This window comes from Stenotrophomonas sp. UBA7606 (assembly GCF_002477705.1).
Lineage (GTDB): Bacteria > Pseudomonadota > Gammaproteobacteria > Xanthomonadales > Xanthomonadaceae > Stenotrophomonas.
This window is the reverse complement of sequence record NZ_DLJW01000113.1, coordinates 62,839-88,518: the sequence shown is the minus strand read 5'-3', so window position 1 is coordinate 88,518 and position 25,680 is coordinate 62,839. Positions and strand designations below refer to the sequence as shown.

The 25,680-nt window shown below is 65.5% G+C and carries 23 protein-coding genes; 6 read left to right on the top strand and 17 right to left on the bottom strand.

The features are described from left to right. Position 1: 1 nt before the first annotated feature. From B2527_RS14955 to B2527_RS14935, 5 genes are all read right to left on the bottom strand, one after another. Complete coding sequence (locus B2527_RS14955) at positions 2-634, bottom strand: LemA family protein (protein WP_293715261.1); 633 nt, start codon at positions 632-634, stop codon at positions 2-4. A gap of 400 nt (positions 635-1,034) precedes the next feature. Then, positions 1,035-1,784 (bottom strand): TerC family protein, encoded by a 750-nt coding sequence (locus B2527_RS14950; protein WP_293715258.1) that lies wholly within the window; start codon positions 1,782-1,784, stop codon positions 1,035-1,037. Positions 1,785-1,840: 56 nt separating this feature from the next. Next, positions 1,841-2,221: a diacylglycerol kinase gene (locus B2527_RS14945; RefSeq protein ID WP_293715255.1), complete on the bottom strand. Its 381-nt coding sequence runs from the start codon at positions 2,219-2,221 to the stop codon at positions 1,841-1,843. Between the two features lie 150 nt (positions 2,222-2,371). Beyond that, complete coding sequence (locus tag B2527_RS14940; protein WP_293715252.1) at positions 2,372-3,643, bottom strand: sensor histidine kinase; 1,272 nt, start codon at positions 3,641-3,643, stop codon at positions 2,372-2,374. 130 nt (positions 3,644-3,773) lie between these two features. Then, positions 3,774-4,487 (bottom strand): response regulator transcription factor, encoded by a 714-nt coding sequence (locus B2527_RS14935; protein ID WP_293715250.1) that lies wholly within the window; start codon positions 4,485-4,487, stop codon positions 3,774-3,776. Between the two features lie 164 nt (positions 4,488-4,651). Here B2527_RS14935 and B2527_RS14930 point away from each other — a divergent pair, with 164 nt between their 5' ends. Further along, positions 4,652-5,005, top strand: a complete 354-nt coding sequence (locus B2527_RS14930) for a DMT family protein (protein ID WP_293715248.1) — start codon at positions 4,652-4,654, stop codon at positions 5,003-5,005. A 157-nt stretch (positions 5,006-5,162) separates the two neighbouring features. Here the strand turns inward: B2527_RS14930 and B2527_RS14925 are convergent, their stop codons facing one another. From B2527_RS14925 to B2527_RS14910, 4 genes are all read right to left on the bottom strand, one after another. Continuing rightward, positions 5,163-6,089 (bottom strand): DUF6607 family protein, encoded by a 927-nt coding sequence (locus B2527_RS14925; protein ID WP_293715246.1) that lies wholly within the window; start codon positions 6,087-6,089, stop codon positions 5,163-5,165. 81 nt (positions 6,090-6,170) lie between these two features. Next, on the bottom strand, positions 6,171-8,375 hold the full coding sequence (locus B2527_RS14920; RefSeq protein WP_293715243.1) for a TonB-dependent hemoglobin/transferrin/lactoferrin family receptor: 2,205 nt from the start codon (positions 8,373-8,375) through the stop codon (positions 6,171-6,173). A 143-nt stretch (positions 8,376-8,518) separates the two neighbouring features. Then, positions 8,519-8,713: a hemin uptake protein HemP gene (gene hemP, locus B2527_RS14915; RefSeq protein ID WP_293715240.1), complete on the bottom strand. Its 195-nt coding sequence runs from the start codon at positions 8,711-8,713 to the stop codon at positions 8,519-8,521. Positions 8,714-9,095: 382 nt separating this feature from the next. Then, positions 9,096-10,067 carry an aldo/keto reductase gene (locus tag B2527_RS14910; RefSeq protein ID WP_293715237.1) on the bottom strand — a complete coding sequence of 324 codons (972 nt, stop codon included), beginning with the start codon at positions 10,065-10,067 and terminating at the stop codon, positions 9,096-9,098. Positions 10,068-10,271: 204 nt separating this feature from the next. On the opposite strand from B2527_RS14910, the gene B2527_RS14905 reads away from it, so the two are divergent. From B2527_RS14905 to dusB, 3 genes are all read left to right on the top strand, one after another. Next, entirely contained in the window at positions 10,272-11,570 is a 1,299-nt protein-coding gene (locus B2527_RS14905; protein ID WP_293715235.1) for a NupC/NupG family nucleoside CNT transporter, read from the top strand. A 74-nt stretch (positions 11,571-11,644) separates the two neighbouring features. Then, positions 11,645-12,595, top strand: a complete 951-nt coding sequence (locus B2527_RS14900; RefSeq protein WP_293715232.1) for a ribokinase — start codon at positions 11,645-11,647, stop codon at positions 12,593-12,595. A 149-nt stretch (positions 12,596-12,744) separates the two neighbouring features. After that, positions 12,745-13,734, top strand: coding sequence for a tRNA dihydrouridine synthase DusB (dusB, locus tag B2527_RS14895; RefSeq protein ID WP_293715229.1), 990 nt, complete (start codon positions 12,745-12,747; stop codon positions 13,732-13,734). Between the two features lie 179 nt (positions 13,735-13,913). Here dusB and B2527_RS14890 read toward each other — a convergent pair whose 3' ends face one another. Then, positions 13,914-14,513, bottom strand: a complete 600-nt coding sequence (locus B2527_RS14890; protein ID WP_293715227.1) for a nitroreductase family protein — start codon at positions 14,511-14,513, stop codon at positions 13,914-13,916. A gap of 364 nt (positions 14,514-14,877) precedes the next feature. Between B2527_RS14890 and B2527_RS14885 the strand changes: the two genes are divergently transcribed. After that, the gene (locus B2527_RS14885; protein ID WP_293715224.1) at positions 14,878-15,699 is read left to right on the top strand and encodes a methyltransferase domain-containing protein; all 822 of its coding nucleotides are present in this window, start codon (positions 14,878-14,880) and stop codon (positions 15,697-15,699) included. Here B2527_RS14885 and B2527_RS14880 read toward each other — a convergent pair. The 7 genes from B2527_RS14880 to B2527_RS14850 all read right to left on the bottom strand — a co-directional run bounded on the left by B2527_RS14880 (position 15,693) and on the right by B2527_RS14850 (position 24,006). Next, positions 15,693-16,748: a metal-dependent hydrolase gene (locus B2527_RS14880; RefSeq protein WP_293715221.1), complete on the bottom strand. Its 1,056-nt coding sequence runs from the start codon at positions 16,746-16,748 to the stop codon at positions 15,693-15,695. The genes B2527_RS14885 and B2527_RS14880 overlap by 7 nt on opposite strands. Before the next feature lie 29 nt (positions 16,749-16,777). Next, positions 16,778-17,890, bottom strand: a complete 1,113-nt coding sequence (locus B2527_RS14875; protein ID WP_414717104.1) for an ABC transporter permease — start codon at positions 17,888-17,890, stop codon at positions 16,778-16,780. Then, positions 17,887-19,050 carry an ABC transporter permease gene (locus tag B2527_RS14870; protein WP_293715218.1) on the bottom strand — a complete coding sequence of 388 codons (1,164 nt, stop codon included), beginning with the start codon at positions 19,048-19,050 and terminating at the stop codon, positions 17,887-17,889. The genes B2527_RS14875 and B2527_RS14870 overlap by 4 nt, the downstream gene beginning before the upstream one ends. Further along, on the bottom strand, positions 19,035-20,045 hold the full coding sequence (locus B2527_RS14865) for an HlyD family secretion protein (RefSeq protein WP_293715215.1): 1,011 nt from the start codon (positions 20,043-20,045) through the stop codon (positions 19,035-19,037). The genes B2527_RS14870 and B2527_RS14865 overlap by 16 nt, the downstream gene beginning before the upstream one ends. Continuing rightward, positions 20,042-21,427 (bottom strand): TolC family protein, encoded by a 1,386-nt coding sequence (locus B2527_RS14860; RefSeq protein WP_414717107.1) that lies wholly within the window; start codon positions 21,425-21,427, stop codon positions 20,042-20,044. Before B2527_RS14860 ends, B2527_RS14865 begins: the two co-directional genes overlap by 4 nt. Before the next feature lie 66 nt (positions 21,428-21,493). Continuing rightward, positions 21,494-22,297: a UDP-2,3-diacylglucosamine diphosphatase gene (locus B2527_RS14855; protein ID WP_293715212.1), complete on the bottom strand. Its 804-nt coding sequence runs from the start codon at positions 22,295-22,297 to the stop codon at positions 21,494-21,496. Then, positions 22,294-24,006, bottom strand: a complete 1,713-nt coding sequence (locus B2527_RS14850) for a lysophospholipid acyltransferase family protein (protein ID WP_293715209.1) — start codon at positions 24,004-24,006, stop codon at positions 22,294-22,296. The genes B2527_RS14855 and B2527_RS14850 overlap by 4 nt, the downstream gene beginning before the upstream one ends. 194 nt (positions 24,007-24,200) lie before the next feature. Here B2527_RS14850 and metK point away from each other — a divergent pair, with 194 nt between their 5' ends. Then, positions 24,201-25,436 carry a methionine adenosyltransferase gene (metK, locus tag B2527_RS14845; RefSeq protein WP_293715206.1) on the top strand — a complete coding sequence of 412 codons (1,236 nt, stop codon included), beginning with the start codon at positions 24,201-24,203 and terminating at the stop codon, positions 25,434-25,436. Positions 25,437-25,680: the final 244 nt, after the last annotated feature.

Genomic DNA, 25,680 nt, shown 5'->3' with positions numbered 1-25,680 from the left:
CTCACTGTGCCGGGGCAGGCTGCGGCGGGGTCTGCTGCGGGGTTGCCGGCTGGGTACCGAAGTTCACCGCCGGCGGCTGTGCGATCTGCGCCTCGTTGTCCACGGTGAAATTGGGCTTGGCCGCATAGCCGAACATCTTGGCGGTGATCACCTGTGGGAACGAACGGATATAGGTGTTGTAGTCCTGCACCAGCTGGATATAGCGGCCGCGGGCCACGGTGATGCGGTTCTCGGTGCCTTCCAGCTGCGCCTGCAGGTCACGGAAGTTCTGGTCCGACTTCAGCGTGGGGTAGTTCTCGCTGACCACCAGCAGCCGCGACAGCGCGCTGCCCAGTTCGCCCTGGGCCTGCTGGAACTGCTTGAGCGAATCGGCATCGTCGGCATTGACCTGGATCTGCCCCACCTTGGCACGGGCATTGGTGACCTCGGTCAGCACCTGGCGCTCCTGCTGGGCATAGCCCTGCACGGTATTGACCAGGTTGGGGATCAGGTCGGCGCGGCGCTTGTACTGGTTGAGCACCTCGGACCAGCCGGCCTTGACCGCCTCGTCCTTTTGCTGGATGGCGTTGTAACCGCAACCGGAAATGGAAATCACCGCGATGACGAGCAACATCAGGCGAAGGTACTGGCGCATGGGTCGGACCCTGTGAGGCTGGAGTGCCGAGGATGCCACGTTGCCTGTTCAAGGTCTGCAAAGATCCTCCGGGCGGGAGCACCGGCCGGATCGGGTCGGGCCGGAGCACCGCGTAGCCCGGGGAAGCGCAGCGCACCCGGGGCGATCGGCGCGAGCCCGGAAGGACCATGGGATCCGCCCCCCGGCTGCGCTGCGCTTACCCGGGCTACATGATCTTGAGTGTGTGGGTACCGTGGGAGCGGCGTCAGCCGCGAAGCCGGCCATCCGCCAAATTGGAGGCATCCCCCCACCGACAGCTGCACCAGCTTCGCGGCTTACGGCGCTCCTTCAAAAGACAAAGGGCCGGCAGAGCCGGCCCTTGGGGTCCTGTTGCCGGCCGGCAATGCCGGCCTGCAAACACTTACCAGTTGTCCGAACCCGGCACGTGGTGCGCCTTTGCATTGCGGCGCATCAGCAGGTTCAGCCACTCCACCAGCACCGAGAAGCCCATCGCGGCATAGATGTAGGGCTTGGGTACGTGCACGTCCAGGCCATCCAGCACCAGCACCGCACCCACCATCAGGATGAAGGCCAGGGCCAGCAGCTTGACGGTCGGGTTGGCGTCGATGAAACGGCCCAGCGGATTGGCCGCCAGCAGCATCACCGCCACTGCCAGCAGCACCGCGCAGACCATCACCGGGATGTGGTCGGCAATCCCGACCGCGGTGATCACCGAGTCCAGCGAGAACACGATGTCGATCACCGCGATCTGCGCGATGACCATGCCAAAAGCCGCGGAGGCCTTGGTGGTGGTGGGGTCGGCATCTTCGCCACCGCTGACCAGCTCGCGGACTTCCTTGATGCCCTTGTAGAGCAGGAACACGCCGCCCACGATCAACACCAGGTCACGGATCGAAATGCCCATGCCTGCCACGGTGAACAGGTTGTTCTCCATGTGCGCCAGATAAGCCAGCGAAATCAGCAGCATGATGCGGGTGATGCAGGCAACCGCGATGCCGACGCGACGCGCCAGCGGACGCTTCTCCTCGGGTAGGCGCCCGACGGCGATGGAGATGAATACCAGGTTGTCGATGCCGAGCACGATTTCCAGTGCGCTGAGCATGAACAGGGTTACCCATACGTTCGGGTCAGCCAAAAACTCTAAAGACATGCGGAAAATCCTTCAGTAAAACCAGATCACCAACGCCACCTGACGCCGGTTTGAAATCAGAGCAGACGCGGCACCAGGATCAGGCCCCAGCACAGCAGCACATTCATCATCAGCACGAACACCGCGGCCGAGCCCATGTCCTTGGCACGCCCGGCCAGCACGTGGTACTCCGGGCCGTAGCGCTCGATCACCGCCTCGATGGCGGAATTGGCCAGTTCCATGGCCAGGACCAGCAGCATCGAGCCGATCAGCAATACCTGTTCCACCGGGGTCTGGCCCAGCCACAGTGCCAGCGGGGCCAGTACCACGAACAGGCAGACCTCCAGCCTGAACGAGGATTCGTACAGCCACGCAGCCCTCAAGCCCTGCCAGGACCACTTGGCCGCCTTGAAGATACGTCCGGGACCACGCGGCATATGCCCCATCTGGTCAGCCACGGCACACCATGCCGATCACCTTGTCACGGTGAAGCGATGAGAGGGAAAACGAGGAAACCGTCATCTGACAGATACCAGCGGCTGGATGAGCAATCGGTAATTTTGCCACATCTGCCGTCAACCCAACGGAACCAGGGCTGCCAGGCCGGCTCAGCCGTAGTGCAGGGTGGCAGTGGTGCCCTGCCCCTCGGCGCTTTCCAGCTGGATGCGCCAGCCGCAGCGTTCACAGAGACGGCGCACGATGGGCAGACCCAGCCCAACACCGTGGCTCTGGTTGCGGTCAGCACGGTAGAAAGGCTCATAGATATGCCCCAGCGCATCGGCGCTCATGCCGATGCCGGTGTCGCGGACCACCACCTTGCCGTCTGCCACCCTTACTTCCACCTGGCCGGCGTCGGTGTACTGGCAGGCATTTCGCAGCAGGTTGGCCACCACCACGTGCATGACCCGCGGCGGTGCCACCAGCGGATGCGCGCCGTCGATCGAGACCGTCATCCGCACCGGTTTGTCCTTCAGCAGCTCGGCAGCATTGGCTGCCTCGTAACGCACCAGCTCACCGACATCGAACAGCTCCGACTGCGGCTCCACGTCCACTTCGCGGGCCAGCAGCAGGAAGGCATCAATCACCGCCTCCATGTCGCGCCCGGCACGCTGGATGCGCTGCAGGCTGCGCTGCTGGCGTGGCGTCAGGTCAGGGTCGGCCAGACCGATGTCGCTGGCCATGCGGATCACGGTGAGCGGCGTGCGCAGCTCATGGCTGGCGTCGCGGGTGAAATTGCGCTCGCGGGCGACGTGTTCGCTGACCTTGCCGGCCATCGCATGCAGGGCCAGCGCCAGCTGCCGGCTTTCCCCCTGTACATCGGCCGGCAGGCGCTCGGGCGAGAGTTCGTGGACATCCGGGTGGCGCGGGTCCCATTGCGCCACCCGCCGGGCCAGCCAGTCCACCGGCGATACCAATCGCCACGAGGCCCGGTAGGTGATCCAACTGGCCCCGTAAATCGCCAGCAGCACCAGCAGCACCGGCACCACCCCGAACCAGAACGCGGCGCGCTGGGCCTGCGCACGCTGGAACACCAGGTACAACCGCCCTTCCTTGCGCTCATCCACCAGGACCAGCAGGCCGGCGTCCTTGAGCTCATGGAACCCGGGCTGCAGCGGCTGCAGCGCCGGCGGCAGCGTGCTCTGGCCAGCCCCGGCCGCTTGCAGATAGCCCTGCAGGTTGAGGGTGTCCGGAGCGGGATGCCGGGGGTCGCGGGCGTAGGCGCTCCAGAAGTGTACGGCTTCCTCGCGCAGCACCTCCTGCACCAGGCCATGCTTGATCACCAGCGCAACCAGATAGCCGCCCACCAACACCGCCAGGCTCGCCAGCAGCGCCTGCACGATGAACGCCCTTCTCAATTTGCGCGGCAACCCGTATGGCATTCCGCTCCCCCCCGAAGCTGGCGCAATTATAGGGATTCAAGCCGGCTGTATGCGGGGGTACAGCCAGGAAAGGCCGCTGCAGCTGGCATGCAGCGGTGCCTGCCTGAACCCATCACGCCTGACTGCCGCATCAGCCCATGGGCTGGCCGATATCGGCAATGCGATAGCCGGCGCTCTGCACGGTGTGCAGCAGGGGGCGGTCGAACGGCTTGTCGATGATCTTGCGCAGGTTGTACAGATGGCTGCGCAAGGTGTCCGAATCCGGCAGGCCATTGCCCCAGATCTCACGCTCGATCTCCTGGCGGGTGACCACCCGCGGCGACTCGCGCATCAGGATGGTCAGCAGGCGCAGGCCGATCGGCGAGAGCTGCAGCTCGTTGCCGGCACGGGTGGCACGCATGCTCACCGGGTCCAGCACCAGATCCGCCACCTTCAGCACCTCGGCCCCGACCTGGCGGCGTTCACGGCGGATCAGGGCGCGCAGGCGGGCTTCCAGTTCCTGGATGGCGAAGGGCTTGGTCAGGTAATCATCCGCGCCATAGCCCAGGCCGGTGAGCTTGTCATCCAGCGTGTCGCGGGCGGTGAGCATCAGTACCGGGGTGGACTTGCGCGCTTCGTTGCGCAGCCGCCGGCAGACCTCGATGCCATCCAGGCGCGGCAGCATCAAGTCCAGCACCACCACGTCGTAGCTGTTCTCGGCGGCCAGCCGGTAGCCGTCCAGGCCATCGACCGCGTAGTCCACCTCGAACCCCTTGCCTTCCAGGTACTCGCCAATCATCTCGGAGATGTTGCGGTTGTCTTCGACAACCAACACGAGCCCTGCCGATTCCTTTGTCTGTCGCATGGAGCCTCCTAGTCTTCAGCTTTGTGAAAGATGCCGTACCCGGAGTAGAAATCATGTGAAGAGAGTGGAACGGGGAATGGTTTTGAATGAAACCACCGCCTGCGACATCCCGGCGGGACCACCCTGCCCGCCTATCCTATCGACCCGCTCCGAAGAATCTGCACATGCCCAGCGCGCCCTTCACCGCCTACCTGTACCCCGTGCTCCTGCTGGTCGCCAGCAACGTCTTCATGACCGTGGCCTGGTATGGGCACCTGAAATACAAGTCCGCGCCCCTGCTGACGGTGATCCTGGTCAGCTGGGGCATCGCCTTCTTCGAGTATTGCCTGCAGGTACCAGGCAACCGGCTGGGCAGCGCGGTGTACTCGGCGCCGCAGCTGAAGGGCATGCAGGAGGTCATTACCCTAGTCGTTTTCGCGGTGTTTTCCGCCACTTATCTGGGGCAACCGCTGAAATGGAATCACTGGGCTGCGTTCGCGCTGATCCTGCTGGCGGCGCTGCTGATGTTCAAGGAGTGAGCTTGGCCCTGCGCGATCAGCCCCCACTCCTGCGCCGCAGGCGCAGGAGTGGGGGATTAGCTGGCGGCCCTTCAGTCCTGCCGGCCCCGCGTTTTTCGCTGCTTATGCTGCGCCTGCCGGGACTTCTGCACCTGACATGGGCAAGTGCGGGGCCCGGTCACTGGGCGGCTTCGACGTATTGTGCGAACACCGCATCGATCTTGCCTGGGTCCAGCGCAGCACCTTCCTGGATGGCCTGCGCCTGTTCGAACAGCGGAATGATCATCGCCATGCCATCCAGCTTGGTCTTCAGGTGCACGCCCGGTGCCTTGCCCAGATACGCCCCCCAGCGCTGCCGCACCTGCGCCCAGAACGGCGCAGTGGCCGCCCAGTACACGCGGGCCGGGCCGAAGTCGACCTCGGTGGTCTTGATGTAATCGTTGAAGCCAAACTCGCGTGCGATCTCCACCTGGCTGCCGTCGGCATTGCGCTGCACCTTGGTGTTGAACTGCTCGTGGGTCCAGCCATTGGGGGTGAGCGTGTGCTGGTTGACCACGGCCAGCGCGTTGTAATCGCTGCGCTTGGTGTATTCACGGCGCGGCAGCGGCCGCCAGCTCAGGTCACTGGTCCAGGTAGATACGTTGTTGTCATAGCTCCAGCGGCCGGTGCCGCAGTAGCGTGGCGCATCGCTGACCTCATAGACGCATTGCGTCCATGCCCCCTGGTTGAGCTCCGCGGGAATGGAGCGCACCGTCCAGGTCTGGTCGGCACTGAACTCGAAGCGATGCGCCGCCTCGTAGACCCAATCCTGGCGCCAATGCTTGGTGACGTGACCGCTCTTGCTGTCCACCAGCAGGTGCTGCAGCACCACCCGGCGCGGGCTGTCCTCGACCACGATCACCACTTCATCGCCGCCACTGCGCATGGCCGGCGCACGCTCATAACCAGGCTTGAGCAGCACGGTTTCGTCGAAGGCGAAATCGATCGTGTATTCACCCTGCATCCTGAGGATGCTGTCGTGGTCGCGGGCGATGTCGGCAGGGGCGGCGCTGGCGGCGGTGCTGATGACAAGCAGCAGCGGCAGGCTGGCGGAAGACAGCTTCATGGGCGTTCCTAATGGGGTTGAAAGAAGGCCATCCCTGGCCGTTTGGCGGTCCATCGCCGGGTTCCTGGAGGAACCGTTTGCTTACCAGGACACCGAGACGCTGGCCGATACCGTGCGCCCGGGGCTGCTGAAACGATCCACGACGCTGCTGCCGGCAGCCAGCGTGGAGGTGATGCCGGACCACTCGATGTAGTTGCGGTCGGTGAGGTTGAACACGCCAAGGTTGAACCGCGAGCCAGGGGTGAACTCCCAATGCGCCATCAGGTCGAGCACGCCATAGCCTGCGGGTCGATAGACATCGGCCGATGCCACGCGATCCTTGCGGCGGGCAAACGTGCCTGCCAGTTCCACGCCCCAGTGCTCGCGGTCATACAGCAGACCCACCGTGGCCCGCAGGGGATCCACCGAATCCAGTGGCACGTCCTCGGTGCGGTTCTGCCCGTGCGACCAGGCCACGGCACCGCACAAGCCCCAACCGTCCAATGCCTGCGCGAGTTCACCGAAATCCACACCGGCCTTGAGCTCGCTGCCATAGATGCGCGCATCGGCGATGTTCTGCGACTGGAACACCATCAGGCCCTGCGCATTGCGCCCGACATAGCGCTGCGATTCGATGAAATCGCGGTAGTCGTTCCAATAGCCGCTCAGGCTCAGATAGACAGCCGGGCTGATGTAGCGGATGCCCAGTTCAAGCCCGTTGCTGGTTTCCGGCTTCAGGTCCGGATTGGGGATGGCGGTGTAACCGAAGGCCAGGTTGGTGAAGCCCAGGTTGACGTCGTTGTACGGTGGCGAGCGGAAGCCATGCGCATAGCCGGCAAACAGCGACCATTGTTCGTCCAGCCGCAACACCATGCCCAACTTCGGTGACACGCTGGTCTTGTTCAACGCGGCCACCGCCATGCCCGGGTTGTCCTCGCTGAAGATCGTGTCCAGCTCCGGCTTCAGCCGGTAGTGGTCCACGCGCAGGCCAGGCACCAGCGACAGTCGCCCATCGGCCAGGCGCATCTCATCCTGCGCGTACAGGCCCAGCTCGGTGGTCTTGCTGATGGGGAAATCACGTACCGGGAAACTGTCCGGCGAGATGTTGCTGCTCACCGTGCCATTGGCCAGCACCTGGAAACCATCCCGCTTCTGCCGGATCTCGGTCCAGGCACCATCCAAGCCCCAGGTCAGCGCATGCTCGACCGTACCGGTCTGCACCGCCTTGTTGAACTGCGCCTGTGCGCCGTGCACGCGCTGGTCGAAGTTGAACTCACGGTGGCGACGGCTGCCGTTGACCCGACCTTCGTCGGTGACCTGGGTGGTCTCGCTGTCCTGCCGGTAGAGCTGCCAGGTAAGGCTGTCGGCGAATGCCGATTGCAGTGCATCCATTTCATGGCCGAACGAGAGCCGCGCCCGGGTCTGCTTGTCATGCGCGCGCATGCTGGTGGTGGTGCGCGAGGCCGCGACCGGATGGTTGGCGTTGACCGATGAATAGACATCGGTATCGGTGATGTCCTCGTTGCCTTCCACGGTCAGACGAAAGCGCTGGGTATCGTCAGGCGCATAAACCAGTTTGGACAGTACGCTGCGGCCGTCACGCTCCTGCGGATTGGCGGCGGTGCGGGTGTAGTCCTGGCTGTGCACATCGCCCTTGCTGGCGGTTTCCTGGCCCTGGTGGTGATTGACATTGACCATGCCGCTCCAGCGCTCGCCGCCGAAGGCAGTGGTCACGCTGCCAAGCAGGCCTTTCCAGTCACCGTCATAGCCGAACTTCAGCCCGACGTAGCTGTCCTTGCCGTCCTTCAGGTAATCCGCCGGATCCTTGGTGACGAAGGCCACCACCCCGCCCAGCGCATCGGAGCCGTACAGCGAACTGGCCGGCCCGCGCACAATTTCCACCCGCTTGAGCGTTTCCAGGTCGGTGAAATCGCGGTTGCTGTTGGCGAAGCTGCCGATGTTGAAGCTCTTCGGCATGGCGATGCCGTCGGTCTGGATCAGCACGCGGTTGGCGTCCAGGCCACGAATGCGGAAGCCACCCAGGCCGAAACGCGTGGCGCTGCGGGTAACCGATACGCCCGGCTCATAGCGCACCAGATCAGCAATGTCGTTGGCCAACTGCTTGTCCATCTGCTCGCGGTCAATCACATTCACGGTGGCCGCCACATCGCTGACCGCACGCTCGGTACGGGTTGCGGTGACCTGCATACGGTCGAAGTCGTGGACGTCGGGCGCGGCCGAGGTTTCGGCATACGCGGGGGAAAGCACCACCCACAGGGCAGCGCTCAAGGCAGTTGGACGGATCATGGGAACCTGGAATCGGTGGGTAAACAAAACCCTTGGCGGGACGGCCGGTCTGCGAACAGGCCGGCCGCGGCCAAGGGGGGAGAGAGCTGTGCGATTCAGGCTTGCCGCGCGCGATGGCGGCTGGCGGGCGAACGCGGCCGGTATTACTTGGTCAGGATCAGCTTGTCGTTGCTGGTATGGCGCAGGCGGTACACCTTGTCGCCGTGCTGGATCAGGATTTCGCGCTGGCCCTTGAGCAGGGCACTGCTGTCGATTGCACCGTCGGCCGACATCAACTGGACCGGACGCTGCGGCAGGTGGAGGGTACGCGGGCGAAGCAGAATGGGCTGAGCGGACATCATCGTGATTCCGTGCTGGGGACGGAGTTGATGATAATGATTCTCAATAGCGATGCAAGAACTATTTTCAACAACCAAGGCAAGAGCGACGTAAGCCGCCAAGCCTGCTACGCCGGAAGGCGCAAAAGCCAATCCCCCCAAAGCCCCCCGCCCTACGCCTGCGGCGCAAGGGAGGGCCAGGTAGTGCCGAGCCATGCTCGGCAAGGCCTTGCCGGCCCATCTCATCAGCGGCACAAGCCGCGACGCTGGGAGCACTGCAACCACCACCCGGCCCGCAATCTGCCTGATCAATGGCCGCGCGATTTACCCCCACATATGCCCCGGGCTTGAAACCCCGCTGGCAAGGCATTGCCGAGCATGGCTCGGCACTACCACAGCGCGATCAGGCGAAAATGGCCTCGATCTTCTGCCAGGCGCCCTCTTCCACCCGCGCCAGCACATCCAGCGCGCGCAGGTTCTCTTCCAGCTGCGATACCCGGCTGGCGCCCAGGATCACGCTGGACACCTGCGGGTTGCGCAGGCACCAGGCAATGGCCAGCTGCGCCGGAGACTCGCCCAGCTCGGCGGCCAGGGCGGTAAAGCGCCGCGCCTTGCCCAGGCGATCATCGGCCGGCTCGCCCAGCACCGCACCCTGCAGCCATTCCAGCGACGGTTGGCCCAGGCGCGAATCGGCGGCGATGCCATCGTTGTACTTGCCGGTCAGCAGACCCGAGGCCAGCGGCGACCAGATGGTGGTACCCAGCCCCGCGTCGCCATACAGCCCGGCGTACTCCTGCTCCACGCGCTTGCGGTGCAGCAGGTTGTACTGCGGCTGCTCCATGCTGGGCGCATACAGATGGTTGGCGCGAGCAAAGGCCACCGCCTCGGCAATCTGCGCCCCCGACCACTCCGAGGTGCCCCAATACAACACCTTGCCCTGGCGGATCAGCGCGTCCATGGCGAGCACGGTTTCGCCGATCGGGGTCTCGGCATCGGGACGGTGGCAGTAATAAAGGTCCAGATAGTCCACCCGCAGGCGCTTGAGCGCGGCGTGGCAGGCATCGGTGACATGCTTGCGCGACAAGCCGCGCTGGGTCGGCGCCGGCTCCTCGGCCGAGCCGAAAAACACCTTGGACGATACGCAATAGCCGTCACGCGGCAGGCGCAGGTCGGCGATCACATCGCCCATCACCTGTTCAGCGCGGCCCTTGGCATAGCCCTCCGCGTTGTCAAAGAAGTTGACCCCGTTGTCCCAGGCCGCGGCAATCAGGTTGCGCGACTCGTCGCGCCCGATCTGGCTGCCAAAGGTCACCCAGGCACCAAAGGACAAGGCGGACAGCTGCAGGCCGGAGGACCCGAGACGACGGTATTGCATGGCTGGCTCCAACAATTGGACGCTGCGCGGCAGTCGCGCAGCCAGGCCCCCAGTGTAACCCTGGCTGCGCGCCGGCCTGCCCCCCGGACCTTGCCGATACCGGCGCAATCGCGGCAAATTCGGCCTCATGCCATGGATATTCTTGCCCGGCATCAGCCGCTGCTCTAGGCTTGCGTCTTTTGCGGGCACGCCCGGGGATTACTCATGTTCGAAGGTTTGGGCAGAATCGGCTTCGGCCTGTTCGGCCTGGCGGTGCTTTTGGGCATCACCTGGCTGTTCTCCAACAACAAGAAAGCCATTGACTGGAAGCTGGTTGCTACCGGTATTACGTTGCAGATCGCGTTTGCCGCGCTGGTGCTGCTGGTTCCGGGCGGCCGCGACGTGTTCGACTGGCTGGGCAAGGGCTTCGTCAAGATCCTGAGCTTCGTCAATGAAGGCTCCAACTTCATTTTCGGCAGCCTGATGGATGTGCCCAAGTACGGCTTCATCTTCGCCTTCCAGGTGCTGCCGACCATCATCTTCTTCTCGGCGCTGATGGGCGTGATGTACCACCTGGGGGTGATGCAGGCCATCGTGCGGGTCATGGCGGCGGCCATCACCAAGGTGATGCGTGTGTCTGGTGCCGAAACCACCAGCGTCTGCGCCAGCGTCTTCATCGGCCAGACCGAGGCGCCGCTGACCGTGCGCCCCTACATCTCCAAGATGACCCAGTCCGAGCTGATCACCATGATGATCGGCGGCATGGCGCACATCGCCGGCGGCGTGCTGGCCGCCTATGTGGGCATGCTCGGCGGTGGCGACCCGGTGGCCCAGGCCTTCTACGCCAAGCACCTGCTGGCCGCATCGATCATGGCCGCACCGGCCACCCTGGTGATTTCCAAGCTGCTGGTGCCCGAAACCGGCACCCCGCTGACCCGTGGCACAGTCAAGATGGAAGTGGAAAAGACCTCCTCCAACATCATCGACGCCGCCGCCGCCGGTGCCGGCGACGGCCTGCGCCTTGCACTGAACATCGGCGCCATGCTGCTGGCCTTCATCGCCCTGATCGCCCTGCTCAATGCGCCGCTGACCTGGATCGGCGACGTGACCGGCCTGGCCGCCGCCATCGGCAAGCCGACCAACCTGGCGACCATCTTCGGCTATGTGCTGGCCCCGATTGCCTGGGTGATCGGCACCCCGTGGGCTGACGCCACCACGGTCGGCTCGCTGATTGGCCAGAAGGTCGTGATCAACGAATTTGTCGCCTACATGGACCTGTCGGAGATCATCAAGGGCAATGTTGCCGGCGTCACCCTCAGTGAGGAAGGCCGCCTGATCGCCACCTACGCCCTGTGCGGCTTCGCCAACTTCAGCTCGATCGCCATCCAGATCGGCGGCATCGGCGGGCTGGCCCCGGACCGTCGCCAGGACCTGGCCAAGTTCGGCCTGCGTGCGGTTCTGGGCGGCACCATCGCCACCTTGATGACCGCCACCATCGCCGGCGTGCTGACCCATTTCACCTGATCCAACCCGGCCGAACGCTTCCTGCCCGACCACCGCAGCTGCTGCTTCATCGCCACCTTAGAGACGTAGATTCCATGAGTTCTGTTGTCGTTGCTGGTTCCTTCAATGTCGATCACGTCTGGCGCTGCGATGCCCTGCCCGCGCCGGGAGCGACGATTGCTGGCCGTTACAGCACCGGCCCCGGCGGCAAGGGCTTCAACCAGGCGGTGGCCGCTGGCCGCGCCGGCGCGCAGACCAGTTTTGTCTGCGCCCTGGGTGCCGATGCCGGCGGCGCGCTGGCCCGCCAACTGGCCGCTGCCGACGGCATCGCGCTGGTGGCCGAAGCCAGTGACGAACCCACCGGCACCGCAGGCATCTACGTCGATGGCCGTGGCCGCAACTCGATCGTGATCGGCGCCGGCGCCAACGCCTCGTTGAGCATGGGCTTCGTGGCCGCCAATGCGGCCCTGGTCAGCGCCGCCAAGGTCCTGCTGGCGCAGCTGGAATCGCCGGTGGAAACCATCGAGGCGGCACTGGCGCTGGCGCGCGAGGCCGGCGTGCTGACCATGCTCAACGCCGCCCCGGCCAATGCCCCGTCCACCATCGGCCTGCTCAAGCTGGCCGATGTGCTGACCCCCAACGAAACCGAGTTTGCCGCCCTGCTCGGCCGCCATGTCGGTGAGCGCATCGAGGCAGATGACGTGGCCACCCTGGATGGTGCCAGCCTGCACGCGCTGTGCCGCAAGTTATCCGGCAACACCGTGGTGGTGACCCTGGGCGCGGTGGGCGTGTTTGTCTCGCACGACGAGGACAAGCTGCGCGGCGACAGCCAGCCCTACTACCGCGTGGCTGCCGAATCGGTGCAGGTGGTGGACACCACCGGCGCCGGGGATGCCTTCAACGGCGCGCTGGCCGCGTCGCTGGCACAGGCCCCGGAGGCGTCGTTCATCAAGCATGTGCGCTTCGCCAACCAGTACGCCGCGCGTTCGACCGAGAACGAAGGCGCGGCTCTGTCGATGCCGAAGATGACCCCGGCCGACGCCTGAGGCCCGGCTTTGCCCCCTCCCTTGCGCAGCAGGGGAGGGTTGGGGAGGGGTAAGCTCTCTGGCCTTTTGCGCATTGCCAGCTTCGCGGCTTACGCCACTCCCACATCCCCACACAGCCCGGGTTACGGCCCGCGCCGTACAATAGCCCCATGCAGATCGGCCCCTACACCATCGCACCCAATGTGGTGCTCGCGCCCATGGCCGGCGTCACCGACAAACCTTTCCGCCAGCTGTGCAAACGGCTGGGCGCGGGCTTGGCTGCGTCGGAAATGACGATCAGCGATCCCCGTTTCTGGAACACCCGCAAGTCCATCCACCGCATGGATCATGCCGGCGAACCCGCCCCGATCAGCGTGCAGATCGCTGGCACCGAGCCGCAGCAGCTGGCCGAGGCGGCACGCTACAACGTCGACCACGGCGCGCAGATCATCGACATCAACATGGGCTGCCCGGCCAAGAAGGTCTGCAACGCCTGGGCCGGCTCGGCACTGATGCGTGATGAGGCGCTGGTCGCACGTATTCTCGAAGCGGTGGTCAATGCCGTTGACGTTCCGGTGACCTTGAAGATCCGCACCGGCTGGTGCGCGGACGTGCGCAACGCGCCGACCATCGCCCGCATTGCCGAGGACAGCGGCATCGCCGCGTTGGCCATCCACGGCCGTACCCGCGACCAGCACTACACCGGCGTGGCCGAGTACGACACCATCGCCGCGATCAAGGCGATGCTGAAGATCCCGGTACTGGCCAATGGCGACGTGGATTCACCGCGCAAGGCCGAACAGGTGCTCAAGCACACCGGCGCCGATGCGGTGATGGTGGGCCGTGCCGCACAGGGCCGGCCGTGGATCTTCCGCGAGATCGCCCACTACCTTGCCACCGGCGAGCAGCTGCCACCGCCCTCGGTGGAGGAAGTACGCGACATCCTGCTGGGACATCTCACCGACCTGCACGCCTTCTACGGCGAGCCGCAGGGCGTGCGCATCGCCCGCAAACACCTGGGCTGGTATGCCAAGGACCGGCCGGAAAACGCCGCCTTCCGCGCGGTGGTCAATTCCGCCGAAACCGCCGATGCGCAGCTGCGCCTGACCCGTGATTATTTCAACGCGCTGATCGATGCCGAGGCGGTAGGCGCGGCCTAGGTCGCGACGCAGACGAGCCCGAAGTACGCGCAGTGAACGTGCGATCCAGATTTTCGGGCAGGCTCTTGCCGAGCATGGCTCGGCACTACAGAACCTGGCAGAAAAAAACCCGCCAGCGGGGCTGGCGGGTCGGGTCGGCCTGCATCAACGCGCGGGGGAGAGATCCGCGTCGACGTGGCTCAGCCGAAAACCTTGAAACGGGCTTCGTCTTCCATGTAGCTCTTCTCGCCGAACGGTGCTTCGTTGGAGCCGAACGGCATCTGCGCACGCAGCTGCCAGTTGCCATGGACGCCCCATTCCTTGCGCACCGCCTCGTCCACCAGCGGGTTGTAGTGCTGCAGGCTGGCGCCGATACCGGCATCGGCCAGTGCCGTCCACACCGCGAACTGGGCCATGCCGTTGGACTGCTCGGCCCATACCGGGAAGTTGTCGGCGTACAGCGCGAACTGCTCCTGCAGGCCCTTCACCACGTCGGTGTCGACGAAATACAGCACGGTGCCGGCGCCGGCAGCGAAGCTGGTCAGCTTGCCTTCGGTGGCAGCAAAGGCCTCGGCCGGCACGATCTTGCGCAGTTCATCCTTGGCCAGCTCCCAGAACTTCTGGCTCTCGGCGCCAAACAGGATCAGCGCGCGCGAGGACTGTGCGTTGAAGGCCGACGGCGCCTCGCGCATGGCCTGCTTGATCAGCTCGGTGGTCTCGGCCTGGCTGATCGGCACATTCTTGCCGAGGGCGTACTGGGAACGGCGCTTCTTGTACAGGGAGATGACTTGGCTGCTCATGATCGGATCCTTGGAAGGAGAAGCAGACCGGCGACAGGCCGATCCGTGCTTGTTGGCGGCCATTGTATTTATCGGCAAAATTAGAACAATTACTCAAATTCCAATGATTCGTTTCATTTTCGGAACAAATCCACTTCTGCCTTCTGCGCGAACCGGCCGCGCGGCGCTGTCCCAGCCACCATCGCATCCGCCCGCCTGGTCCCGGAGCCGATTGCTGAGAACCAATGACCATGAGCAGACTGCTGGCGCCCGGCCCTTGCCACGGCAGCATTGCCACGGCCAGCGCAATGCTGGGTTCCGCAGCGTATGCACCGCGGTAACAGGCGCTGGCGATACTTGGGGGCTTGTTGCATGACACTGCTTTATGACCCTCAACGACTTCCCCTACCTGCATGGTTTCTCCGCCACCGAACAGGCCCGGCTGCGCAAGCAGGCCCGCCTGTTCGAGCCGGCGATCTTCCATGACATCGATTTCTGCAATGCCCGCCATATCCTGGAAGTAGGCAGCGGGGTCGGCGCGCAGACCGAGATCCTGCTGCGCCGCTTCCCCGACCTGCGGGTGACCGGCATCGATCTCAACGAACGTCAGTTGGCCGCCGCCAATGCACATCTGGCGCAGGTGCCGTGGCTGCAGGAACGCGCCGAGTTCCAACGCGCCAACGCCAGCGACCTGCCCTTCGAGCCCCGCAGTTTTGATGGCGCCTTCCTGTGCTGGGTGCTGGAACACGTGCCCTCACCAGCGCGCGCACTGGCCGAGGTACGCCGCGTACTGAGCCCGGGCTCACCGGTATTTGTCACCGAGGTGATGAATGCCTCATTCCTGCTCGACCCTTACTCGCCCAACCTGTGGCGCTACTGGATGGCCTTCAACGACTACCAGATCGACAGCGGCGGTGACCCGTTCGTCGGGGCCAAGCTGGGCAACCTGCTGCTGGCCGGCGGTTTCCGCGATGTGCAGACGCAGACCAAGACCGTGCACCTGGACAACCGCGAGCCCGCCAGGCGCAAGGTGATGTTCGCGCTGTGGGAAGAACTGCTGCTGTCAGCGGCCGAGCAACTGCTGGAAGCCGGCAAGGTCGACCAGGCCACAGTGGATGGCATGCGCGCCGAGTTCACCCAGGTGCAGAACGACCCCAATGCCGTGTTCTTCTATTCCTTCGTACAGGCCCGCGCCACGGTCTACTGAGTGGCGGCGGCGTCGCTTGCCACCGGCGCGCGCCAGATACGCTGCCACACCTGCGCCAGACGCTGCTTGAGCACGTCACGATTGCCGGCCTGTCGATAGGCCGGCATCACCTGCCGTGGTGGCATCGCCTGCCACTGGCCACCGCGTTCGTTGGCAACAGCGAAGTTGAAGTTGTACTCCGGCTCCAGGCCCATGCGCAGATCGCTGAGCACTAGTTCGCCATCGACTACCTGCGCGCGCATGAAGCCGTGGTTGAACCAGCCCAACCGCTGCACCGCAGGCACATCGGCGGCCTGCCGCAATGCCTGCACATTCGACGGATAGCCCTGGAACTGCATGGGCCCGTGATCGGCCCATAGCGAGCGATCACCGACCACATAGCCCTGCGGCGTCATCGCCACTACCCGCCACAGCAAAGTGTTGAACGGCATCGGCACCGAGAAACGCGGCGCATCGGCCAGGCCCATCTGCGCCAAGGACTGCGCGGCAACCCGATCCACCTGCGCCTTGGCGATCAACGACCAGCCCAGATAACCGCTGCTCAACACCAGGCCCGCCACCAGCGTGCGTTGCGCCAACGGCCGGGCACGCGCGAACCAGGCAATGCCGCAGGCGACCAACAACCAGATCGTATACAGCGGATCGATGATGAAGACGCTGGACCACATTGTCGGTGGCGGCGTCAGCGGCCACCACAGCTGCGTGCCGTAAACAGTGAAGGCATCCAGCAGCGGATGGGTCACCAATGCCAGCACCATCGCCCACCACCAGCGCTTCGGCGCCTGGGCGACGCGGCCATGGCCGAAGCGCTTGTACAACCACCAGATCAAGGTGCCCAGCAAGGGCAGCACGAACAGCGAATGGCTGAAGCTGCGGTGCACCGTCATCAGGCTCACCGGGTTGTCGGTGAAGGCCATGATCGCCAAGCCGTCGAGATCCGGCAGCGTGGCCAGCGCAGCACCGGCCAGCAAGGCGGCGCGACGATGGGCGGCGGGGGTGATGGCGGCGGCAATGGTGCCACCGAGAACGATCTGACTGAGGGAATCCATGCCGCCGATGCTAGCAGCCAACGCTGCGCTCAGTGCCGCCGCCGGCCATGCAGCCGCCAAAGCACCAGGCTTCCGTACAGCAGCGCCAGCAACAACAGGTTCAGCAGCTCGCCAGCTATCTCGGGCAGGCGCGCACCCAACTGCTGGGTGCGGACGATGGCGTTGATGCCGGCGGTCGTCGGCAGCATTTTGGCCAGCGCCACCAGCGCTGGCGGCGAGGCAATCGCCGGCCACGACAGGTTGGACAGGAAAAACAGCGGGATCGATACCGCGGTGACGTATTGGAAGGCCCGCTCGCGGGTATCGAAGAAACTGGCGATGAACATCCCGAACGGCACCGTCGCCAGCGCGGACAGCAGCACCGCCAACAACATTCCCGGGATATTGCCGCCGCGCGGATAGTCCTGCGCCCAAGCGGTGAAGCCGACGTAGTACAGCAGTCCGCATACCGCCACCACAGTGAACGCCAAGGCCATGCCGGACAAGGTCGGCAGGTCGAACTGCAATCGCCTGCCCAGCTGCGCGCGGCGGCTACCTAGCAGTACACCGATACCGAGCAGCAGGGTCTGGTGCACGATCAGTTCCGATACGCCGGGCACCACGCTGCTGCCATAGCCTTCGCGCGTGTTGTACAGCGGCCGCTGCACCAGTTGCAGCGGCGCTGCCTGCGGCGCGCCCATGAACGCCGCCTGGCGCACGGCCTGCTGGCGTCCAAAGCCGGTGATGCCTTCAGCCAGCCCATTGAGGATGGTGCTGGCCCGGCTCAGGTAGGCGCCGTTGCCCAGCAGCACCAGTTGGCCGCTGCCGCCGCGCAGGATGTCACGCTCCAGCCGCTGCGGGATCAGCACGATGCCATCCACCTCGCCGCGCAACAGTTGCTGTTTGGCCTGACCAAGATCCGCTGGCTGGCTGACCACCCGTACCGCGAGCAGTGCATCCACATGCCGGATCAGCTCGCGACTGGTGGCACTGTGGTCGGCGTCCACCACCGCGATCGGCAGGTCACTGGCAACCTGATGGCGATAGGCCGCCGGGTAGAAGAACGAGTACAGCAGCACCGCGCCTATCATCACCGCGCGCGCGGCCGGGTCGGCGAACATGGCCTGCAAGGCGCTCCGGAAGCCTGCGCCAAAGCCGCTCATGCGCGTGCCTGCTGGCGGGCTGCACGTAGCAGCAGGCAGGCCCCCAAACCGCCGGCCACCACGCTCATCAACAACAGCACCGCCAGCGGCCGCAGCGACACCTGCCAAGACGCGCCCATGAACAACTGCTGCATCTGCACCTGCACATAGGCGGTGAGCGGCAGCAACATGTTCCAGACGCGGGTGAACAACGGTGCCTCGATCACCGGGAAGGTGGCACCGGAGAACGCCAACGCCGTACCAATCGTCAGACCCACCGCCGACAGGCCCGTGCAGGTGTCGCGGGTCACGGCAATGAACAGCAGCGCGAAACTGCAGCAGGCCAGGTAGAACAGCGGCTGCGCCAGCAGCATCAGCCACAGACTGCCGGCGATGCCGTCACCGCGCACATAGGCCAGATACAACACACCAAACGCGCCATACACCGAGAACAGCGTGACATACGGAAACAGCTTGCCGGCCATCGCCGCCCACGGCCGTTGCTGCAACCAGTCGCCGAGCAGGCCATCGCGCTGCTCGCGCCCAAACGCGGCGCCGGCGGCGAGCGCGGCCAGCAGGGACAGCATGGCCGGGAAGATCAGCGGCAGCAGGAACAGTTCATAGCTGCGCGCCGGGTTGGACAGCACCGTCGCCTGCACCGTCACCGGCGGCCCACGCAGTTTTGCCGGGCCAACCTGCAGCGCGATCTGCTGCTTGAGCATGCGCGCGTTGTAGGCGCTCACCGCGTCGCCAATATCGCGCCCGGCTGATTGCCCGGTCGCCATGTAGGTGGCGTTGTAGAAGGCGTAGACCGACAAGGTTTCGCCACGCAGCGCGCGCCGGCTCAGGTCGCGCGGCACCAGCACGATGGCAAACACTTCCAGCGCCCGCAGTTGCGCCTGCGCCTGCTGCAGCGACGCCGGCTGGCTTGCCACCCGCACGCCGGGGCTGTCATCGATGGCACGTGCCAAGCCACGACTGATCGGGCTGTGATCCAGGTCCACCAGGGCAATCGGCACCTGCCGCAGCACCGAGCCGGAAAACAACCACATCATCAGCGCCATCAGCAGCAGCGGTAGCACCGTCACCAGTGCCAGCTCCCAGCGGTCACTGCGCCAGTGCTGCAGCTCGCGCCGCAGCGAGGCGGCGAAGGCGTGGGCAGATGTCAGTCCTGCGGCCATGCAAACAGCACGCTCATGCCCGGCCGGAATCCTTCGATTGCCTGCTGCGGCCGCGCCCGTACTTCGAAGCTGCGCACGTCATAGCCGGAGGACTGCCGCGTGCTGCGCCAGGTGGCGTAGTCACCGGCCGGGTTGATGAAATAGACCTCGAACGCTGCACTGCGATCCTGCAGCGCCGGAATCGTGCCCTGCAGGCGGGCGCCGGGCTTGAGCCCGTTCATCTGATCCTCGCGCAGGTTCAGCGCCACCCACATATGGTCGATGTCGACCAGGGTGAAAACCGGATAGCCGGCCGGTACCAGCTCACCGATATCGGCCATGCGCTTGCCAACCTCGCCGGCCAGCGGCGCGCGGCCCTGGGTTTCCTGCCGGGCCGCATCGACCTCGGCCTTGGCGCCCTCCGCTTGCCGCATCTGCGCCAGTGCCGCGTCCTTGTCCTGCACGCGGGCACCAGCCAGGGCAAGGTCGTACTGCGCGCGGGCAGCGCGGGTCAGCTCGTTGGCACTGCGCGCCTGCGCCTGTGCTTCGTCGCGCTTCTGCCGGCTCACCACGCCTTCGGCATAAAGATTGTCGAGCCGGCGGAAGGTGCTGGTCGCCAGCTCGGCACCGGCCTGCGCACGCTTCCAGTTGGCTTCGGCGGCGCGGATGTCCTCGCTGCGTGCGCCCTCCTCGGCCTTGGATGCCATCGCCGCAGCCGCAGCCACCACCGCGTCGGCCTGGCGTTCCTTGGCGGCGACCTCTGGGCTGTCGAGATCGAACAGCACCTGCCCGGCCTTGACCCGGTCGCCTTCGCGCACATGCAACTGCTGCAGGCGCGCGGTGACCTTGGCGGCGACATTGACGTTGTCGGCATCGGCCATGCCCTGCACCTGGTCCGGCGGGCTGCGCAGGCCCAGCCACAGGCCGACCGCCACCAGCACCAGCAGCACCACGCCGGCAATCGGGAACACGCGGCGTTGCCGCGGATTGGTCTCCACCTGCAGCGAATCGCTCATTCCAGCACCTTGTCCGCGCGTTGGCGGTAGTCGTCAAAACGTTGCAGCTGCCCGCTCACTTCCAGCAGCTGCGCCAGCGCCACGTCGAACTGATAGGCGGCCTGTGCACGCTCCACCTGTGCCCCACCCAGGCCCAGGCGTGCGTCGATCACATCCAGCGAAGTCGACTGGCCTTCGCGGAACGACAGCTCCTGCAGACGCAGGTTTTCCTGCGCCTGGGCGATGCTGCTGTCCAGCAGCTGGAACTGCGCGCGGGCGGTCTCCAGCTCGTTCCAGGCCTTGCCGACACCGAGCTGCAACTGGTTCTCCACCTCGCTCAACCCCGACTGCGCCTGCTCCAGCTGCGCGCGCGCCGCGCTGACCTGCAGCGGCCGCGCCGTCGGCGACAGGAAGGTGTAGCGCAGGCCGATGCCGAATGCCCAGTCGGCGTCGGTCAACAACGCATCGCGACGGCGCAGGTCGTATTGGCCGAACAGATAGATCTGCGGCTTGAGCTTGGCCTGCTGTGCACGCACGCCCTGCTCGGCCTGCGCGGCCAACGCGCGCAGCCGGCCAACCTGCGGATGCCGCTGCTGGGCGCTGCGCTCGAACTCCTCACGCGCACCGACCGGGCCATTGATTACGAACAGCGGCGACGTCGTCGCAACCGTGACACCACTGCGCAGCAAGGTGGCCAACGCCTGCTGCAGGGTGGACAGATCGTTGACGGCCTTCTGGTACTCGCGCTCGGCCTTGTCGCGGGCGACGTTGGCCTGCAGCCGCTGCGCCTTGGTGGCAAAGCCCTCGCGTTCGAGCTTCTGCGCATCTTCGAGGTGCCGCTGCAGACCGTCACGCACGTCACGGCGCACCTGTACCGCCTGCTCGGCCAACTGCTGACCGAAGTAAGCCTGCACCAGCTGCAGCGACAAGGATTGCCGCTGCAGTTCGCGATCGGCTTGGGCCAGTTCGCTGGCGGCCTGTGCAGCCCCTTGCGCGGCCGGGATCAGGCCACCGCTGTACAAGGGCACGCTGGCAGTAACAATGGGACGTGTACGCCAGTCGCGCTCGCCGAACTCCAGCGGCGACTCGATGCCAAACGCCTCAGCCACCGGTGCCAATGAACCCAAGGGCAGGTTCAAGGTCTTCTGGAACTGCATGCGGCGCACGTCGGCGGTGATTTCCGGCAAGCGCAGATAACGGCTGGCATCCTGTAGATCCAGCTTGTTGCGTACCCCTGCATCGGCGGCGGCCAGCGCATCGGACACCTGCTCCAGGCGCTGACGCGCCTGCTCGTAGCTCAAGGCCGGCACCACCTCTGCCGCCGCTGCCGGCGGCGCCAGCAGCAACCACAGCACACACAAGCCTATCGCGATCGATGCTGGTTGCTTGCCTGCCACCCCGATACTCCCCGCTCGTCGGCTGAGCTCAGCATAGCCGCCCGGCAGGTGAGGATGAAGTCAGACCCGTAATCAGGCTGCCTGCGCCAGCCGCCGGTTGCCTGGCAGGCATACCAGGCTGCGGCCGGAATGATCGAGCAGACGCAGGCTGCCATCCGGGTCCTCGGCCAGCGCGGTCAGGCTTTCCACCCAGTCGCCGTCATTGGCATAGACCAGGCCGTCATGCTCGACCAGCGCGGCGCGATGGATATGGCCGCAGATGATGCCGTCCAGGCCGCGCCGACGCACATCGGCCAGCCCTGCCTGCACGAAGCGCGCGATATAGCGCTCGGCCGCACCGCTTTGCCGCTTGAGGAACTCCGACAGCGACCAGTAGCGCATGCCCAGCCGCCGCCGCACGGCATTGAGCAGGCGGTTGCCGGTAAGGATGCGGTAGTACAGCCAGTCGCCAAAGCGCTCCTGCAGGCCACCAAAATGGGTGATGCCGTCGTAATCGTCACCGTGCACCACCAGCAGGCGCCGGCCATCGGCGGTGGTGTGGATGGCGCGGCGGCGTACCTGCATGGCCGGCAGCATCAGGCCACAGGTGCGCCGCAGCGGCGCGTCGTGATTACCGGGGATGTAGATGATCTCGGTGCCTGCGCGGCGCAGCGCATGCAGGGCTTCGATCACCTCGTTGTGCGCCTGCTGCCAGGTTGCACGCTTATGGGAAAGCCACCATAGATCGACGATGTCGCCGACCAGATACAGACGTTCGCAACGAAGGCTGGCGAGGAAGCGCGCCAGTTCCGCCGCATGGCAATGGCGCGCGCCCAGATGCGTGTCGGAGATGAACACCGCGCGCCGGTATGGCGGCAACAGCGGCACCGCACTCATGCCGTTGCTCCGGCATCACGCAGATAGCGTTTGCGTTTGTGCGGGCGGATGGCCTGCAGGTCCACTTCGATCAGGCCATCGATGGAATCGCTGAAATCCGGGTCCACGCCAAAGGCCAGGAAGCGCGCGCCACCCGGCTCGCACAGGTCGGTGTACTGGCGGTACAGCGTCGGCACGCTGGTGCCCAGCGCCGCCAGGTTGGCCTTGAGCACATCGAAGGCGGCCTGCGCGCCCAGCTCGCCGAAACTCGGTGGCGCGGCAAAGTACTGGAATGGCCGGTTGGACTCGGCCAGGCCGGCGCCGGCACCGTAGTAGTGCTGGTAATAGGCCACCAGCTGCTCGCGCGCCGCGCGCGGCAGCGCGGCGCTGATCGACACCGCGCCAAACAGATAGCGCACACCCGGCTGACTGGCCAGATAGGCGCCAATGCCCTGCCACAGGTAATCCAGGCTGCGGCTGCCCCAGTACGCCGGCACCACGAAGCTGCGGCCCAGCTCCAGGCCCTCGGCGATACGCGGGATGGCGTCATCCGAATAGCGGAACAGGCCGGCGGTATACAGCCCCTGCAGGCCACTGCGGGCCAGCGCCGGTGCGCCGCGCATCACCCGGTAGGCGCCGGCAATGCACTGGGCCGGCGCATCCCAGACCACGATGTGCTGGTAATGCGGGTCGAAGTCGTCCAGGTCACGGCTGCGGCCGGTGCCCTCGCCTACTTCGCGGAAGGTCAGCTCCCGCAGCCGGCCCAGCTCCAGCAGCAACGGTGAATCGGCAGCGCAGCGAGCCAGGCGGATCTGCTTGCCGTCGCCGGTCTGGCCCAGCAGCTCGGTCGCCTCGATGGCGGCTGCCAGCTCGGCGGCAGGCAGCGGCGCGGCCAGCGCCTGCGGGCGCTGCTCCGTTGCGGCGCTGTCCTGCGCTGCGGTGCCCAGGGCGTAAAGCGCATCGCGCACCGCCTGCAGCTGCTGGCCGGGTTCCTGCCGCGGGTCCAGCTGCATCAGCTGGCCGATCTGCAGCCGCAGCGGGCGTTTGCGGCGGGCGAACATCTCCCGCGCCAGCAGCGCCGTACCGGCCGGTTTGAACACCGCCGAGGCGCCGTAGAACAGCGCCGAGTTACGCGCCAGCACCCGCACCGGCAGCACCGGTGCCGCACAGGCTCGGGCAAAACGCACAAAGCCGCGGTTCCAGCGGCCATCACGGATGCCCTGCAACGACAGCCGCGAGACCTCCCCGGCCGGGAACACGATCACGCACTGCTCGGCCTGCAGTGCCTGTTCCACCGCCTGCAGGCTGGCGCGTTGGGCGCGGCCGCCGAGGATGCGCACCGGCAGCAGCAGCTCGCGAAGGGGTTCCAGCTCCAGCAACATGTCGTTGGCGATGATCCGTACATCGCTGCGCACCTTGCCCACCGCATCCAGCAGGGCCAGCGCATCCAGCGCGCCGGAGGGGTGGTTGGCGACGATCAGCAGCCGCCCGCTGGCCGGTATCCGCGCCAGCGCCGCGGCGTCCACCGCATAACCGGCATCCAGGAAGCCCAGCGCGGCGCTGACAAAGGCGAAGCCCTGCAACCCGGCACTGCGCTGCAGGAAGGCGTCCATCTGCGCAAAACGTGACCAGCGCCCCACGGTGCGCAGCAGCGGCCGGGCCAAATGGCCGCGCGGTCCGTGGAACCAATCGGGGTAGCGTTGCTGCAGGCGCTGCGCGATCTGTTGCATGGCAAGGTCTCCCTGACGGCCCATTGGCCGGGAGCCTGCGCCCGCCACAAGGCAGGCCGGTTGCGGATTTGCGGCAATTTGGTGACCCCGCCTTAACCGTATGGCAACAGCCGCATCGGCACTATTCCGTCAAGGGGCCGAGCGTGTATCATTCGCGCCCATCTTTCCATCCGAATCAAGGGATATATAGCCCGATGTCCAGCTACCTGTTCACCTCCGAATCGGTCTCCGAAGGCCATCCGGACAAGATTGCCGACCAGATCTCCGATGCGGTGCTGGACGCGATCCTGGCCCAGGACAAGCGCGCCCGCGTGGCCTGCGAAACCCTGGTCAAGACCGGTGCGGCGATTGTCGCCGGTGAAGTGACCACCTCGGCGTGGGTCGATATCGAAGAACTGACCCGCAACGTCATCAACGAAATCGGCTACGACAACTCCAACGTCGGCTTCGACGGCCACACCTGCGCCATCATCAACATGCTGGGCAAGCAGTCGCCGGACATCGCTGCCGGCGTTGATGGCACCAACAAGAAGGCAAAGAAGCCGGAAGAACAGGGCGCTGGCGACCAGGGCCTGATGTTCGGCTATGCCTGCAATGAAGCCCCGGAATACATGCCGGCGCCGATCTACTACTCGCACCGTCTGGTCGAGCAGCAGGCCAAGGTCCGCAAGAAGAAGAACTCGCCGCTGCCGTGGCTGCGCCCGGACGCCAAGAGCCAGGTGACCCTGCGTTACGGCCAGGACGGCAAGATCGAAGGCCTGGACGCGGTGGTGCTGTCGACCCAGCACGACCCGGGCGTGAAGCAGAAGGACCTGATCGAGGCCGTGCGCGAGCACATCCTCAAGCCGGTGCTGCCGAAGGCATGGCTGGACAAGCTGCCGAAGAACAAGGTGCACATCAACCCGACCGGCATCTTCGTGATCGGCGGCCCGGTGGGCGACTGCGGCCTGACCGGCCGCAAGATCATCGTCGACACCTACGGCGGCATGGCCCGTCACGGTGGTGGTGCGTTCTCGGGCAAGGATCCGTCCAAGGTTGACCGTTCGGCCGCTTACGCTGCCCGTTACGTCGCCAAGAACGTGGTTGCCGCCGGTCTGGCCGACAAGTGCGAAGTGCAGGTCTCCTACGCCATCGGCGTGGCCGAGCCGACCTCGATCTCGGTCACCACCTTCGGCACCGGCAAGATCCCGGACGCACAGATCGAGAAGCTGATCCGTGCGCACTTCGACCTGCGCCCGTACGGCATCATCAAGATGCTGGACCTGATCCACCCGATGTACCAGCAGACCGCTGCTTACGGCCACTTCGGCCGCAAGCCGAAGGAATTCTCGTACGTCGACGGCGACGGCAAGACCCAGAACGCCACCGCGTTCTCGTGGGAGCAGACCGATCGCGCCGAAGCCCTGCGCAAGGCTGCAAAGCTGAAGTAAGGCTGCAATAACGTTTGAACAGGAAAGGCCGCCCGCAGGGGCGGCCTTTTTTGTTGTGCTTGTCGCTTTGGCTTTGGCTTTGGCTTTGGCTTTGGCTTTGGCTCTAGCCCTTCTCCCGCCTGCGGGAGAAGGGGTGGGATGAGGGTGCCTTGGATTTGGGTCTGGGTTTCAGCAAAAGCCAAAGCAAGAAGCCACAAGCCCCCTCATCCGCCCTCCGGGCACCTTCTCCCGCAAGCGGGAGAAG